Genomic DNA, 15,641 nt, shown 5'->3' with positions numbered 1-15,641 from the left:
GTTTATTCTTCCAGCAAGAAGGCACACACTTTTACTTTCATGATAGTCTGGACGTCCAGACGTATAAAACAGGTTGCGCGAACATGACAGAGAAGCATCTTGATACCGCCCTCGTTCAGGCGGGACGCAGTAAAAAATATACCCTCGGCTCCGTTAACAGCGTCATTCAGCGCGCCTCCTCTTTAGTTTTCGATACCGTCGAGGCCAAAAAACAGGCCACCCGTAACCGTGCCAACGGTGAGCTGTTTTATGGACGCCGCGGCACCCTGACCCACTTCTCATTGCAGGAAGCCATGTGTGAACTGGAAGGCGGCGCAGGTTGTGCTCTCTTCCCCTGCGGCGCGGCGGCCGTGGCCAACACGATACTGGCGTTTGTCGAACAGGGTGATCACATCCTGATGACCAATACCGCCTACGAGCCGAGCCAGGACTTCTGTACCAAAATTCTGAGCAAGCTGGGAGTGACTACCGACTGGTTTGATCCATCTATCGGGGCGGGGATTGCGGAACGTATTCAACCGAATACGCGCATCGTATTCCTGGAATCGCCGGGCTCCATCACCATGGAAGTACATGATGTTCCCGCCATCGTGAAGGCGGTACGCAGTAAAGCGCCTGATGCCATTATCATGATTGATAACACCTGGGCGGCGGGAGTGCTATTTAAGGCCCTGGACTTCGGTATCGATATCTCTATCCAGGCCGCCACGAAATACCTGATTGGCCACTCCGATGGCATGATTGGCACGGCGGTCGCCAATGAACGCTGCTGGGCACAGTTGCGCGAAAATGCCTATCTGATGGGGCAGATGGTCGATGCCGATACCGCCTATATGACCAGCCGTGGCCTGCGTACGCTTGCGGTGCGCCTGCGTCAGCACCATGAAAGTAGCCTGCTGGTGGCCCAGTGGCTGGCGCGACATCCGCAGGTTGAGCGGGTCAACCATCCGGCACTGCCGGGCAGCGTGGGCCATGAGTTTTGGCAACGTGACTTTACGGGCAGTAGCGGCCTCTTCTCCTTTATATTGAAAAAACGGCTGACTGACGACGAACTGGCTACCTACCTGGATAACTTTACGCTGTTCAGCATGGCCTACTCCTGGGGCGGCTTTGAATCATTGATCCTGCCAAACCAGCCAGAGCAGATCCAGGCACTGCGGCCCGGCGGCGATGTCGACTTTACCGGCACCCTGATCCGTCTGCACATTGGGCTGGAAAGCGTGGACGATTTAATTGCCGATTTAGCAGCAGGATTCGAGCGCATCGTGTAGAGTGCGGGCTGTAAACGACTCCTGGACCTCTTTTTGCACACCACCAGCAGAAATGTCTGTATTTGTTGCGCCCGGGATCAACCCCCGCGCGCGAAAATGGGAGTACAATAGACCGATACATGCTGTTCCACAGGAAAGTCCATGGCTGTCATCCAGGAAATTATTGCCGCGCTTTGGCAACACGATTTTGCAGCGCTGGCAGACCCGCATATCGTCGGGATTGTCTATTTTGTTATGTTCGCAACGCTGTTTCTCGAAAATGGATTGCTGCCAGCCTCGTTTTTACCCGGTGACAGCCTGCTGCTTCTGGCAGGCGCGCTAATTGGCAAAGGCGTTATGGACTTCGCCCCCACGATGGTGATTTTGACCTCCGCCGCCAGCCTCGGCTGTTGGCTGAGCTATCTGCAAGGTCGCTGGCTGGGCAATACACGGGTGGTGAAGAGTTGGCTGGCGCAGTTGCCACATAAATATCACCAGCGCGCCACCTGCATGTTTGATCGACATGGCCTGCTGGCCTTGCTGGCCGGGCGTTTTCTGGCCTTTGTCCGCACCCTGTTGCCGACGATGGCGGGGATCTCAGGCCTGTCGAATCGCCGTTTCCAGTTCTTTAACTGGTTAAGTGCCCTGCTATGGGTTGGGGTCGTTACCACCTTTGGTTATGCCCTGAGCATGATTCCGTTCGTGAAACGACACGAAGACCAGGTGATGACCTTTCTGATGATCCTGCCTCTGTTTCTTCTGGTGGCAGGCTTAATCGGCACCCTGGTCGTGGTGATCCGCAAAAAATACTGCCGCGCCTGATTTCGCCCTCTCCAACAGGAGAGGGTGTCACATCCCCTGCATCATACGAATTCTGGCCGCATCTTCCCCCGGCGTGACACCAAAATAGCGCTTAAACTCGCGGCTGAATTGCGACGCACTCTCATACCCTACGCGCATCGCCGCCGCGCTGGCTTTCATGCCATCGTGGATCATCATCATCCGCGCCTTATGCAGACGATAGGTTTTTAAATATTGCAGCGGCGAGGTACTGGTCACCGATTTAAAGTTATGGTGAAACGCCGAAACGCTCATGTTTGCCTCGGCGGCCAGTTGGTCAACGCTGAGGTTTTCGGTGTACTGACTCTCGATCCGTTTTAGCACCCGGCTGATCAGACTAAAGTGCGTTTGACGGCTGACCAGCGCCAGTAACGCGCCGCCGCCCGGCCCCAGCAGCACGTGATACAGAATTTCACGAATGATCTGCTTACCCAGGATGCGGGCATCCAGCGGGCGCTCCATCACATCCAGCAGACGTTCAATGGCACAGAGGATCTCATCGGTGAGGGTCGCGGAATTAATGCCGCTCGCCGCCATCATCGGACGGAAAAGCGCATCTTCGCCGATATCCATCAACAGCTCCTGCAGCTGCAAAATATCCACGTTCAGGCGGATCCCCGCCAGCGGTACCGCCTCTGTCGCGAAGGTTTCACATTCGAAGGGTAAAGGTACGGTGAGCAGCAGGTACTCGTTGGTGTCGTAACGAAAAACGCGTTCGTTGATATAGCCAATTTTATGCCCGGAAAAGAGAAAAACGATGCCTGGCTGATACATCACCGGCGTACGCGTACCGGGTTGCGTCCCGTAAAGCAGACGAACATCGGGCAACAGATGGTTAAGATTATTTTCATTAACTTTCAGTCTGTTAATCTGCGCCGTTAATAGCTGACAGGTCTCCTGACGGTTCATTTTCGCGGGCTCCAGAGGGCAATTTTGATGCTGGTATAGTGCGCATATTTTCGCATTTTCTCCAGTGCGATGTAGAAATGGGCAAGACATCGGCAGGAATGTGCATTGAGAGACGCGCCCCCCCTCTTCACAATGGACACCATCAGGCAGCACTCTGCGCCGCCACGTTTTCCACCCACTTAAGGGAACGAGCAATGAACAATTTTAATCTCCATACCCCAACCCGCATCCTGTTTGGTAAAGGTGCCATCGCTGATCTGCGTGACCAGATCCCGGCCGACGCCCGCGTTCTGATTACCTACGGCGGCGGCAGCGTGAAAAAAACCGGCGTTCTGGATCAGGTTTACAGCGCGCTGCAAGGGCTGGATGTGCGTGAATTTGGCGGTATTGAACCGAACCCGTCCTACGAAACCCTGATGAATGCGGTCAAGATCGCCCGCGATGAACAAATTACCTTCCTGCTGGCGGTAGGCGGGGGCTCCGTACTGGATGGCACCAAATTTATCGCCGCCGCGGCCCACTATGCTGACGGCATCGACCCGTGGGAGATCCTGCAAACCGGCGGAAGCAACATTACCAGCGCCATCCCGATGGGCTCCGTGCTGACGCTGCCGGCAACCGGCTCAGAATCTAACAAAGGGGCGGTTATCTCCCGTAAAAGCACCGGTGACAAACAGGCCTTTATGAACGAACACGTTCAGCCGGTCTTCGCGGTGCTGGATCCGGTTTATACCTACACGCTGCCGCCGCGCCAGGTCGCCAACGGCGTTGTGGACGCCTTTGTCCACACCGTAGAGCAGTACGTGACGTATCCGGTAAATGGCAAAATTCAGGATCGTTTCGCGGAAGGCATTCTGCTGACGCTGATTGAAGAAGGCCCGAAAGCGCTGGCAGAACCCGAAAACTATGATGTGCGTGCCAACGTCATGTGGGCCGCGACCCAGGCGCTGAACGGCCTGATTGGCGCGGGCGTCCCTCAGGACTGGGCAACCCATATGCTGGGGCATGAACTGACCGCAATGCACGGGCTGGATCACGCCCAGACTCTGGCAGTCGTGCTGCCTGCCCTGTGGAATGAGAAGCGCGAGACCAAACGCGCCAAACTGCTGCAATACGCAGAACGCGTCTGGAACATCACCCGCGGCACCGAAGATGAGCGCATTGATGCAGCCATCCTCGCCACCCGTAACTTCTTCGAGCAGATGGGCGCTCCAACCCGCCTGTCCGATTATGGCCTCGACGGCAGCTCTATCCCTGCCCTGCTGGCAAAACTTGAAGAGCACGGCATGACGCAGCTGGGCGAGCAGAAAGATATTACCCTGGAGGTGAGCCGCCGTATCTACGAGGCCGCACGCTAAGCGTTTTTACGTGCCTGCCTTTCGTTTTTCGGCATTTCGACCAGACTTAATGCACACCACGCCGCCGGGGGCACGCTCCCGGTAGCTGAGCAAATGGAGGAGGAAAGATGGCAAACCCAACCTTAATCAAGCTTCAGGACGGGAACGTAATGCCCCAACTGGGGCTCGGCGTATGGAAAGCCGGTAACGATGAAGTCGTGTCCGCCATTCATAAAGCACTGGAAGTGGGCTACCGATCAATTGATACCGCTGCTGCCTACAAAAACGAAGAGGGTGTCGGCACCGCACTCGCCAGCGCTGGCTTGCCGCGCGAAGAGCTTTTTATCACCACCAAGCTCTGGAACGATGACCAGAAACGCCCGCGCGAAGCGTTAGAGGAGAGCCTGGAGAAGCTGCAACTCGATTTCGTCGACCTCTATCTGATGCACTGGCCGGTCCCGGCAATTGACCACTACGTAGAGGCCTGGAAAGGGCTTATCGAACTGCAAAAAGCGGGTCTGGCAAAGAGCATTGGTGTCTGTAATTTCCAGATCCACCACCTGCAACGTCTGATTGATGAAACGGGCGTCGCCCCGGTAATTAACCAGATTGAGCTCCACCCGCTGATGCAGCAGCGTCAGCTTCATGCCTGGAATGCGACTCACAAAATCCAGACCGAATCCTGGAGCCCACTGGCGCAGGGCGGCGAAGGGGTGTTTGATCAGAAGATCATTCGCGATCTGGCCGAGAAGTATGGCAAAACCCCGGCGCAGATTGTCATTCGCTGGCACCTTGACTGCGGTCTGGTGGTGATCCCGAAATCGGTCACCCCTTCGCGTATTGTCGAGAACTTCAACGTCTGGGACTTCCGCCTCGATAAAGATGAGCTGGGCGAGATAGCGAAGCTGGAACAGGGCAAGCGGCTAGGCCCGGATCCCGATCAATTTGGTGGTTAAATTCCGAAAAGCCCCCGGTTATACCGGGGGTTGTTATTTTCGGCCTGACTGAAGATCAGGAGTGCATTTAATATCGGGACGTTTTCCCTACACTGAAAAAGGATTTTTCAATGAAAAAACGTCTCGCGATCTCTCTCGCCCTGCTGCCTTTTTTTACCTGGGCGCAGCCTGCTCAATCCCCACAGGATTTTATTACCCTGCTGTATAACGACGATGGGGTGAATCTGGAGCAGCTCTACTCTCCGGCAATGAGAAATATTCTGCATGAAAACATCCGTGTCACGCCACACGATAAGGTGCCCTACCTGAACTTCAATCCGCTGTGCGGCTGTCAGGACGGGGAAGTGAAGCTGCAGAAGGTTTCCGGCGTTAGCCCTGACAAGCGCGGGAGACATGAGACTGTCCTGCAGGTGTTTTATACGCTATCCGACGAGAGACAACGGACGCTGACCCTGAAGCTGATCCCGGACGGGATGTCATGGAAGATTGATGATTTCGTCTACCCGGAGATGGGCAGCCTGAAGATGAAACTGCAGGAAGTGTCGGCCAGCCTGGTGAAACAGGCCAGCCGAAAATCGTCCTGAGAGTCGATTAAGATGAGGCTTTACGCTTCGCTGGCTTCTTAACCCCTGCGCTGCCATGAGAACGCTGATGCGCAATCGGCGTGTGTTTGGTCAGCGCCGGACGCGTATGGCGATTCTGACGACGTGCTTCGCGCATCTCGTCGAGCGTTGGCGCGGGTACCAGGCAGTCGCGGCGAGAACCGATCAAGTGCTTTTTACCCATCTCTTCCAGCGCCTGACGGATCAGCGGCCAGTTAGCCGGATCGTGATAACGCAACAGCGCTTTATGCAGACGGCGCTGTTTGTCCCCTCTCGGCACCACCACCTCTTCACTTTTATAACCAATCTTACTCAGCGGGTTCTTGCCGGTGTAATACATGGTGGTCGAATTCGCGAGCGGCGACGGGTAGAAGTTCTGCACCTGATCCAGACGGAAGCGACGCTGTTTCAGCCACAGGGCCAGATTCACCATGTCTTCATCTCGCGTGCCGGGGTGCGCGGAAATGAAGTACGGGATCAGATACTGCTCTTTGCCCGCCTGCTTTGAGTAGGTGTCAAACAGCTCTTTGAAGCGATCGTAGCTGCCCATCCCCGGCTTCATCATCTTCGACAGCGGGCCCTCTTCCGTGTGCTCCGGGGCAATCTTCAGATAACCACCCACGTGGTGCGTCGCCAGCTCTTTGATATATCGTGGATCTTCCACGGCAATGTCGTAACGCACGCCGGAGGCGATCAGGATCTTCTTGATGCCTTTCAGATCGCGGGCACGGCGATAGAGGTTGATCGTCGGCTCGTGGTTGGTGTCCATGTGCTCGCAAATGCTCGGATAGACACAGGATAAACGACGACAGGTCTGCTCCGCGCGCGGCGACTTACAGCGCAGCATGTACATGTTGGCGGTCGGGCCGCCGAGATCGGAGATCACGCCGGTAAAGCCCGGCACGGTGTCGCGAATGGCTTCGATTTCGTTAACGATCGACTCTTCAGAACGGCTCTGAATAATGCGCCCTTCGTGCTCGGTAATGGAGCAGAAGGAGCAGCCGCCAAAGCAGCCACGCATAATATTGACCGAAAAACGGATCATCTCATAGGCCGGGATGCGGGCGTTACCGTATGAGGGGTGCGGCACACGCTTGTAGGGCAGCGCAAAGACGCTGTCCATCTCTTCGGTAGAGAGCGGGATCGCCGGCGGGTTAACCCAGATATAACGTTCCCCGTGCTTTTGCATCAGTGCACGCGCGCACCCCGGGTTGGTTTCGTGGTGCAGAATACGGGAGGCATGGGCGTACAGCACTTTGTCGCTTTTGACCTTCTCGAAGGACGGGAGCAGAACGTAGGTCTTTTCCCAGGGCTTCGGACGCGGCGGCTGAACCACAACGGCTTTCGCTTCGGCTTTTTTGGGTTCAACTGGTTTGTTATCTGCACAGGGCAGATCGTCGCCGTACGGGTGTGGGATCGGATCGATTTTGCCCGGCATATCGATGATACGGGAATCGACTCCGCTCCAGCCCGGCAGCGCCTCTTTGACCATGATCGCCGTGTTACGTACATCGCGGATGTTCCCTACCGGCTCGCCCTGGGCGAGACGGTGCGCGACTTCCACCAGCGGACGCTCACCGTTACCGAAGATCAGCATGTCGGCTTTTGAATCCACCAGCACCGAGCGGCGCACGGTATCAGACCAGTAATCGTAATGCGCGGTACGGCGCAGGCTCGCTTCGATTCCGCCGAGAATGACCGGCACCTCTTTCCACGCTTCTTTGCATCGTTGGGTATAGACGAGCGTGGCGCGATCTGGACGTTTACCTGCCACGTTGTCGGCGGTATAGGCGTCGTCATGACGCAGTTTACGATCGGCAGTGTAGCGGTTAATCATGGAGTCCATGTTGCCCGCAGTCACGCCGAAAAAGAGGTTGGGTTTGCCCAGACGCATAAAGTCGTCTTTGCTGTTCCAGTCCGGCTGGGAGATGATCCCCACGCGGAAGCCCTGCGCTTCCAGCATACGGCCGCAGATAGCCATTCCGAAGCTTGGGTGATCGACGTAGGCGTCACCGGTCACCAGTATAATGTCGCAACTGTCCCAGCCCAGTTGATCCATCTCTTCACGAGACATTGGCAGAAAGGGTGCCGGTCCAAAACAGGCTGCCCAGTATTGCGGCCAGGAGAAGAGGTCTCGATCCGGCTGGATCAAGGAGATTGCGCTCATAGTGCTTCCGAAGAAAAAATAGACAAAAGGGCCGGGATTATACGCTGGAACAGTGGGGGAATTGAAGGGGGAATATGCGGGCTTTACCCTCACCCTAACCCTCTCCCCAGGGGAGAGGGAACGGTCATGTGCGGTTTTGGCCCGGGTGCCATGGGTTTTGCCCCTCACCCTAGCCCTCTCCCCAGGGGAGAGGGGACGGTCATATGCGGTTTTGGCCCTTTTTCTCCCTCTCCCTCCGGGAGAGGGCCGGGGTGAGGGTAAAACTTACGGCGCCGGGTTCACCAGCATCTGTCCCACCGAACCGCGATCCGCCATCTCCAGCGTCTGGCTGTGGAACAGGAACGGGAAGTGCGGCCACGAAGGTTGACCATAATAGACCAGCAGCTCAACCTGCCCGTCGATCCAGACCGTATCTTTCCAGCCCCTGTCTTCCGGGAAAGGCATCGCGCCATTCACATTGCGGATCAGGAAGCTTACCCCTTCGATATGGAACGACTGCGGCATGTCCGCGCGCACCGTCCAGCGCTCCCAGGTGCCCTGCTGCGCGGTGATATCAATGCGGTTAATGTCCCACAGCGTCCCGTTAATACCCGGGTCGTCGCCCAGGCTGATATCCCGGCTACGCACCGGCGACCCGGAGAGGATCTCCTCCGACAGCAGACGCATCGGCAGGCTGTCGGTCACCAGCGGTAACAGGCCAGTCGGGCGCAGGGTTAAAACCAGCGTCGACACCAGAATACTGGAGGGCTCAAAGAAGCCGCGAATACGATCGACAATACCCGCCGCTTCACCGCAGGTAATCGACACTTCGTCGCCGTTGGTCATATCCACGAGAATTTCGCGGCGTTCACCCGGCGCCAGGGCCAGCTGTTTAACGGATACCGGTGCCGGTAAAAAGCCCTGATCGCTCGCGATAACGTGTAAGGCCCGACCGTCGCTCATTTGCAGTTGATAGCGTCGGGAGTTAGAGGCGTTCAGCAAGCGTAGACGCACCCAGCCGCGGGATACCTCAACGTATGGGCTCTGGGCACCGTTAACCAGCAGGGTGTCCCCCACAAAGCCCCCGCTGCCCGGCTCGCTGTATTCAGGCGTGCCGAAATTATCCAGCCGTTTATCCTGGATAATAATCGGGAAATCATCCACGCCGTAGTGGTTCGGAATAGGCAGCGATTTGCTGACCTCGTCCTCAATCAACCACATTCCCGCCAGGCCGTTGTAAACCTGCTGGGCAGTGCGGTTAGGGGTATTCGCATGATACCAGAGCGTCGCCGCACGCTGGCGCACTGGCAGCACCGGCGCCCAGTCGGCGCTCGGGGACATCATGCGCGGCGCGCCACCCAGCAGCGGGCCTGGCACCTGCAAACCGCTGATGGTCATGGCGACGTTTTCGGCCAGACGGTTGCTGTAGATCAGCTTCACGTCATCGCCGCTCCAGACACGCACCGTCGGCCCGAGATAGCGGCCATTAATACCCCAGACGGGCGCACGTGTGCCCTGGCTAAAGGACCAGTGGCTCCGTTGCAGCGTCAGAAAAAGGGGCTGACCACGACGGGATTCGAGTAACGGCGGGATGGGCAGCGGCTGTTGCTGCCCGGCGGCGTTTGCCCTCAGTGGAACCGCACCTGCACACAAGGCGATTCCGGATGCCTGAATAAACTGACGGCGACTGAGTGACATATTGGCTCCATGTAATACAAACGAACAAGGCGGGAAGTCGTTTCCCTTTCATCCGGCTTAAACCTTGCCGGCAGCTTCTCTTTCAGCAACTTCTTTATTGAGTGCCTCATACTTATTCAGCATGAGCTCACGGCAGTGGGTTGCCAGTTCACGCACCTGATCTTTGCCATACTTGCTGACGTCGACAGGCGGCAGCATTTCGACAATCACCAGCCCATTATTCAGGCGGTTAAGATTAATCTTATTCGAAGTATTGGAAACGCACACAGGAATAATTGGAACACCTGCCGCAATAGCGGCGTGAAATGCGCCCGTTTTAAACGGCAGCAGGCCGCGACCACGGCTGCGAGTACCTTCCGGGAACATCCAGATTGAAATCTTGCGCTTTTTGAAGTGATTGACCACTTCAGCAATGGTGCTGTGCGCTTTGGCGCGGTTATTACGGTCGATCAGCAGATTGCCGGTCAGCCAGTAAAGCTGGCCGAAGAACGGGATCCACAGCAGGCTTTTTTTCCCGACGGTCACCGTCGGCGGCTGCACAATCTTGGCGGCAGTGACCATATCGTAATTGTTCTGATGGTTTGCGATATAGATAGCGTTGCCATACTGCTCTGCCCCCTCGGGTTTGCGCAGCTCCACTTTCAGGCCGAACAGCGGCGATAAACGGCCAAACATATGGCCAAACGTCGCGACATGTTTTGGATTACGCGGGCTGAACAAACACCAGATAGAGCCAAAAATACAGACCAGAATGCAGTAGATGACGGTAAGAATGATTCGAATAATTAATAGCATAGCGACCTCAAAAGCCCTGACAGCGGATAATGGTATGTCAATTTCAGTCAGGACCTGGATTACGAACGGATCCGCAAACCCGTATTGTTAATCGCAACGCACGAATTAACAACGGCTTTACAGGAAATTTTAGCGAGATCCCCCTTCAGAACGGAGGGGGAAAATGGCGTTATTCTTCGCTATCGCCTGCGCGCGACGCCTTAGGCGCGTCAACCTCAATGCGATCGATACGCTGCAGGCCGCGCATCAGCGAACCGCGACGTCCGCGCTCGCCCACCACCTTCTGCAGCTCTTCCGGACGCAGCTTGATTTTACGCTTGCCGACGTGAATGGTCAGCGTGCTCTGCGGCGGCAAAATCATCAGATGCGCCAGGCCATCTTCGCCTTTGGCAGCTTCAGCGGAAGGGATGTTGATGATCTTGTTGCCCTTGCCTTTCGACAGCTCTGGCAGGTCGCTGACCGGGAACATCAGCATACGGCCGGCCTGGCTGATCGCCAGCAGCATGTCGCTTTCGTTCTCAACGATCAGCGGCGGCATCACATGGGCGTTGTCCGGCAGGCTGATCAGCGCTTTACCGGCGCGGTTGCGTGAGATCAGGTCATTAAAGGTACAGATAAAGCCGTAGCCCGCGTCAGAAGCCATCAGCAGTTTCTGCTCTTCGGCCTCCATCAGCATATGCTCAACGGTTGCCCCCGGCGGCAGCGTCAGCTTGCCGGTGAGCGGCTCACCCTGTCCGCGTGCCGATGGCAGCGTAATCGGGTCAATGGCATAGCTGCGTCCGGTGGTGTCGATAAAGGCGACCGGCTGGTTGCTCTTCCCTTTCACCGCCGCTTTGTAACTATCGCCCGCTTTGTAGCTCAGGCCCGGCGCGTCGATATCGTGACCTTTGGCGCTACGCACCCAGCCGCTCTGGGAAAGCACAATGGTCACCGGCTCGGACGGCAGCATGTCGTGCTCGTTCATCGCCTTCGCCTCTTCGCGCTCATGGAGCGGAGAGCGACGATCGTCGCCAAAGGCATCGGCATCGGCCTGCAACTCTTTCTTCAGCAGGGTGTTCATCTTGCGCTCGGAGGCCAGGATCGCCTGCAGCTGATCGCGCTCTTTTTCCAGTTCGTTCTGCTCACCGCGGATCTTCATCTCTTCCAGTTTGGCGAGATGGCGCAGTTTCAGTTCCAGGATCGCTTCGGCCTGGGTTTCACTGATGCCAAAGCGCGACATCAGCGCTGGCTTCGGCTCATCCTCGGTACGGATGATCTCAATGACTTCATCGATATTGAGGAACGCCACCAGCAAACCTTCGAGGATATGCAGGCGTCGAAGGACTTTTTCCAGACGGTGATTCAGACGGCGACGCACCGTATCGCGGCGGAACGCCAGCCATTCGGTGAGGATCTCCAGCAGATTTTTCACCGCCGGGCGCCCGTCCAGGCCGATCATGTTCAGGTTAATACGGTAGCTTTTTTCCAGATCGGTGGTGGCGAAGAGGTGGTTCATCACCTGTTCCATGTCCACGCGGTTAGAGCGCGGCACAATCACCAGACGAGTTGGGTTCTCGTGGTCCGACTCATCGCGCAGGTCGTCGACCATCGGCAGCTTTTTATTGCGCATCTGGGCGGCGATCTGCTCCAGCACTTTCGCGCCAGAGACCTGATGCGGCAGCGCGGTGATCACCACGGCGCCGTCCTCTTTGCTCCATACCGCACGCATACGGACAGAGCCGCGGCCGCTCTGGTAGATTTTGCGGATCTCCGCGCGGGAGGTAATGATCTCTGCTTCGGTCGGGTAGTCTGGCCCCTGCACGATATCCAGCAGATCGTCCAGCGAGGTTTTAGGCTGTTCAATCAGGGTAATGGCGGCTTTCGCCACCTCGCGCAGGTTGTGCGGCGGAATGTCCGTCGCCATGCCCACGGCGATACCGGTGGTGCCGTTCAGCAGGATATTTGGCAGACGCGCAGGCAGCATTTTGGGCTCCTGCATCGTACCGTCGAAGTTAGGTACCCAGTCAACAGTACCCTGGCCGAGCTCGCCCAGCAGCACTTCCGCATATTTCGACAGGCGCGATTCGGTATAACGCATCGCCGCAAAGGATTTCGGGTCGTCCGGCGCACCCCAGTTCCCCTGGCCATCGACCAGCGGATAGCGGTAAGAGAACGGCTGGGCCATCAGTACCATCGCCTCATAGCAGGCGCTGTCGCCGTGCGGATGGTATTTACCCAGCACGTCACCAACGGTACGGGCGGATTTTTTGAACTTGGCGCTGGCGCTCAGCCCCAGCTCGGACATCGCATAGACGATGCGACGCTGAACCGGCTTCAGGCCATCGCCAATAAAGGGTAACGCCCTGTCCATGATGACGTACATGGAGTAGTTCAGGTAGGCGTTTTCGGTAAATTCATGTAGCGCGAGGCGCTCTGCCATATCGCTCATTAATTGTGATTCCTCAACTCAGAAACCTGTTGGCTTCAGGCAATATTGCCGCAGATACTACCCTATCTGGCGTGTTGAGTCACAAAGAAAAAGGACCGGCTAAGCGGTCCTTTTTAGGGTTATTTGTTCAGTTTGATGACCTGCTTCACGTCAATTTCAAACTCGTTCCACTCTTTATCGACTTTACCCTGAATTTCCACTTTATCCTGCGGGGTCACCGTCACGCCGTTCCAGCGTTTGTGGTCGATCTCGACGTCTACCGTGCCGCTCTCATCGCGGAAGGTGTAACGGTCGTCAGAGAGGCGCTGAGTGATATTTCCGCGCAGCTTCACCCAGCTGTCGTCTTTCAGATCTTTCACTTTTGCCGCCGTGGTCAGATTGGCGTCGTTATCGACAAAACCGCCCTTCTGGGTCTCGGTTTGCGTCTGAGCCGGTGCGGCTGTCGGGCCGTTAAAGCCCCCCTGGGCAGCAAAGACCGGGGCCGTGGTCATCATCATGATGGCAGCAATTGCAGCATATTTTTTCATCTTAACTCTCCCTTTAATGTCGTTTCGCAATCCATTAAACAGGGTAAACCTTAACAACTTCTTAAGGGGAAAATTTATTTATTTTTACTGTACAGCAGGCTGAAGCAGAGGGTTTACTGACGGCATCAAGGAGGGAATATGCGCATTTTACTGGTAGAAGATGACAAGCTTATCGGGGATGGCATCAAAGCGGGCCTCACCAAAATGGGCTTTAGCGTCGACTGGTTCACCGACGGCCACACCGGGCAGGCGGCGCTTCTCAGCGCCCCTTACGACGCGGTGGTTTTAGACCTGACTCTGCCAGGGATGGATGGGCTGGCGATCCTGCGCGCCTGGCGCGACCAAAGGCGCAGCGAGCCGGTGCTGATCCTCACCGCCCGCGATGCGCTTGAACAGCGCGTGGAGGGGTTACGTCTGGGGGCCGATGATTATCTTTGTAAACCCTTTGCCCTTATCGAAGTCGCGGCCCGTCTGGAGGCGCTGGTGCGCCGCAGCCATGGTCAGAGCCAGAGCCTGCTTCAGCACGGCAAGGTGGCGCTGGATCCGGCCAGGCTGGTTGCGACGCTGGAGGGCGCTCCGCTGGTGCTGAAGCCGAAAGAGTTTGCCCTGCTGGAGCTTCTGCTGCGCAATGCCGGGCGCGTGTTACCACGTAAACAGATCGAAGAGAAGCTCTACACCTGGGACGACGACGTGTCGAGCAACGCCATTGAAGTACATATTCACCATTTACGCCGCAAGCTCGGTAGCGAGTTTATCCGCACCGTGCATGGCATCGGTTATACCCTGGGTGACGCATGAAACTGACCCAACGCCTGAGCCTGAAGCTGCGGCTCACCTTTCTCTTTCTGATACTGGCCCTGGCGGCCTGGCTGGCAGCAAGCGTGGTGGCCTGGCAGCAGACCACTGACAAGCTTGATAAGCTGTTCGATACCCAGCAGATGTTATTTGCTAAACGCCTGCTGACGATGGATCTCGATGAGCTAAACGCCTCTGCACGCCTGCGCGACGTGCCGGAAAAAGCCCGGCATGGTCATCTGGATGACGATGCCCTGGCGTTCGCCATCTTTACCCCTGAGGGGAAGCGGGTACTACACGATGGGGAAAACGGGCAGGAGATCCCGTATCGCTGGCGGCGGGATGGCTTTACCAACGGACACCTCGAAGATGACAACGATGCGTGGCGCTTTCTGTGGCTGACCTCCCCGGATGGAAAATACCGTATCGTGGTGGGTCAGGAGTGGGAGTATCGCGAGGAGATGGCGCTGGAGGTGGTGACTTCTCAGCTCACGCCGTGGCTGGCGGCCCTACCCGTGATGCTGCTATTGCTTATCCTTCTGTTAAGCCGCGAGCTGAAGCCGCTGAAAAAGCTGGCGCAGACACTGCGTACACGTTCACCCGATGCCACCGATAAGCTGCCGACGGAGGGGGTCCCTACGGAAGTGCGGCCTCTTCTCGACGCGCTGAATCAACTGTTTGCCCGCACCCAGGCGATGATGAGCCGCGAGCGTCGCTTTACCTCAGATGCCGCCCATGAGCTACGCAGTCCGCTGGCCGCCCTGAAGGTACAAACCGACGTGGCGCAGCTCTCTCTTGATGACCCGCAGGCCCAGGAAAAAGCGCTGGCGCAGCTGCATGCCGGTATCGACCGCGCCTCCCGGCTGGTCGATCAACTCCTCACGCTGTCGCGCCTGGATTCGCTGGATAACCTGGACGGAGTAGAACCCCTTTTACTGGCTGATTTACTCCAGTCGGCGGTGATGGAGAGCTATCATCCGGCGCAGCAGGCGGGCATTGATCTACGTCTGCATATCAATGCACCAGAGGTGAAACGCATGGGGCAACAACTGCTCCTCAGCCTGCTGGTGCGTAATCTGCTGGATAACGCCATACGTTACAGCCCGCGCGGTAGCGTCGTGGACGTGACGCTGGATAGCCGCAGCTTCATCGTGCGTGACAACGGCCCCGGTATCTCATCCGACGCGCTGGCGCGGATCGGCGAACGCTTTTATCGTCCGCCGGGACAGGATGCCACCGGCAGCGGACTGGGCTTATCGATTGTGAAACGCATCGCCACCCTGCACGGAATGCACGTCTCGCTGAGAAATGCAGCCGACGCTGGCGTTGAAGTCCAGGTTAGCTGGTAAGCGATTATT

General features: G+C 56.9%; 13 protein-coding genes. 7 read left to right on the top strand and 6 right to left on the bottom strand.

Features of this window, described 5'->3' with window-relative positions; all coding sequences use genetic code 11:
* Window positions 1–83: 83 nt before the first annotated feature.
* Window positions 84–1,271: a cystathionine beta-lyase gene (gene metC / locus B3511_RS19740; protein ID WP_040074015.1), complete on the top strand. Its 1,188-nt coding sequence runs from the start codon at window positions 84–86 to the stop codon at window positions 1,269–1,271.
* Window positions 1,272–1,412: 141 nt separating this feature from the next.
* The gene (gene yghB / locus B3511_RS19735) at window positions 1,413–2,072 is read left to right on the top strand and encodes a DedA family general envelope maintenance protein YghB (protein ID WP_040074014.1); all 660 of its coding nucleotides are present in this window, start codon (window positions 1,413–1,415) and stop codon (window positions 2,070–2,072) included.
* 27 nt (window positions 2,073–2,099) lie between these two features.
* Here yghB and B3511_RS19730 read toward each other — a convergent pair whose 3' ends face one another.
* Window positions 2,100–2,999, bottom strand: coding sequence for an AraC family transcriptional regulator (locus B3511_RS19730; RefSeq protein ID WP_040074013.1), 900 nt, complete (start codon window positions 2,997–2,999; stop codon window positions 2,100–2,102).
* 194 nt (window positions 3,000–3,193) lie between these two features.
* Between B3511_RS19730 and yqhD the strand changes: the two genes are divergently transcribed.
* From yqhD to B3511_RS19715, 3 genes are all read left to right on the top strand, one after another.
* A complete protein-coding gene (gene yqhD / locus B3511_RS19725; RefSeq protein ID WP_212476601.1) occupies window positions 3,194–4,357 on the top strand; it encodes an alcohol dehydrogenase in 1,164 nt (387 codons plus the stop codon).
* 107 nt (window positions 4,358–4,464) lie between these two features.
* The gene (dkgA, locus tag B3511_RS19720) at window positions 4,465–5,292 is read left to right on the top strand and encodes a 2,5-didehydrogluconate reductase DkgA (RefSeq protein ID WP_286791378.1); all 828 of its coding nucleotides are present in this window, start codon (window positions 4,465–4,467) and stop codon (window positions 5,290–5,292) included.
* A gap of 110 nt (window positions 5,293–5,402) precedes the next feature.
* Entirely contained in the window at window positions 5,403–5,876 is a 474-nt protein-coding gene (locus tag B3511_RS19715) for a DUF3828 domain-containing protein (RefSeq protein ID WP_286791377.1), read from the top strand.
* A 7-nt stretch (window positions 5,877–5,883) separates the two neighbouring features.
* On the opposite strand, the gene B3511_RS19710 is transcribed toward B3511_RS19715, so the two are convergent.
* From B3511_RS19710 to B3511_RS19690, 5 genes are all read right to left on the bottom strand, one after another.
* On the bottom strand, window positions 5,884–8,061 hold the full coding sequence (locus B3511_RS19710; protein WP_040074009.1) for a YgiQ family radical SAM protein: 2,178 nt from the start codon (window positions 8,059–8,061) through the stop codon (window positions 5,884–5,886).
* Between the two features lie 264 nt (window positions 8,062–8,325).
* The gene (ftsP, locus tag B3511_RS19705) at window positions 8,326–9,738 is read right to left on the bottom strand and encodes a cell division protein FtsP (protein ID WP_046885858.1); all 1,413 of its coding nucleotides are present in this window, start codon (window positions 9,736–9,738) and stop codon (window positions 8,326–8,328) included.
* 57 nt (window positions 9,739–9,795) lie between these two features.
* On the bottom strand, window positions 9,796–10,533 hold the full coding sequence (plsC, locus tag B3511_RS19700) for a 1-acylglycerol-3-phosphate O-acyltransferase (RefSeq protein WP_040074007.1): 738 nt from the start codon (window positions 10,531–10,533) through the stop codon (window positions 9,796–9,798).
* A 169-nt stretch (window positions 10,534–10,702) separates the two neighbouring features.
* Window positions 10,703–12,961, bottom strand: coding sequence for a DNA topoisomerase IV subunit A (gene parC / locus B3511_RS19695; RefSeq protein WP_046885857.1), 2,259 nt, complete (start codon window positions 12,959–12,961; stop codon window positions 10,703–10,705).
* A gap of 119 nt (window positions 12,962–13,080) precedes the next feature.
* Window positions 13,081–13,488, bottom strand: coding sequence for a YgiW/YdeI family stress tolerance OB fold protein (locus tag B3511_RS19690; protein ID WP_040074005.1), 408 nt, complete (start codon window positions 13,486–13,488; stop codon window positions 13,081–13,083).
* 138 nt (window positions 13,489–13,626) lie between these two features.
* Here B3511_RS19690 and qseB point away from each other — a divergent pair, with 138 nt between their 5' ends.
* Both qseB and qseC read left to right on the top strand, forming a co-directional pair.
* Entirely contained in the window at window positions 13,627–14,286 is a 660-nt protein-coding gene (qseB, locus tag B3511_RS19685) for a quorum sensing response regulator transcription factor QseB (protein WP_212476608.1), read from the top strand.
* Window positions 14,283–15,632 carry a quorum sensing histidine kinase QseC gene (gene qseC / locus B3511_RS19680; protein WP_286791376.1) on the top strand — a complete coding sequence of 450 codons (1,350 nt, stop codon included), beginning with the start codon at window positions 14,283–14,285 and terminating at the stop codon, window positions 15,630–15,632. Before qseB ends, qseC begins: the two co-directional genes overlap by 4 nt.
* Window positions 15,633–15,641 lie beyond the last annotated feature (9 nt).

It is taken from the genome of Leclercia sp. UBA1284 (assembly GCF_002308415.1).
Taxonomy (GTDB): Bacteria; Pseudomonadota; Gammaproteobacteria; order Enterobacterales; family Enterobacteriaceae; genus Enterobacter; species Enterobacter pneumoniae.
Note: the sequence above shows the minus strand (reverse complement) of the source record. Positions and strands in the feature narration are given on the sequence as shown.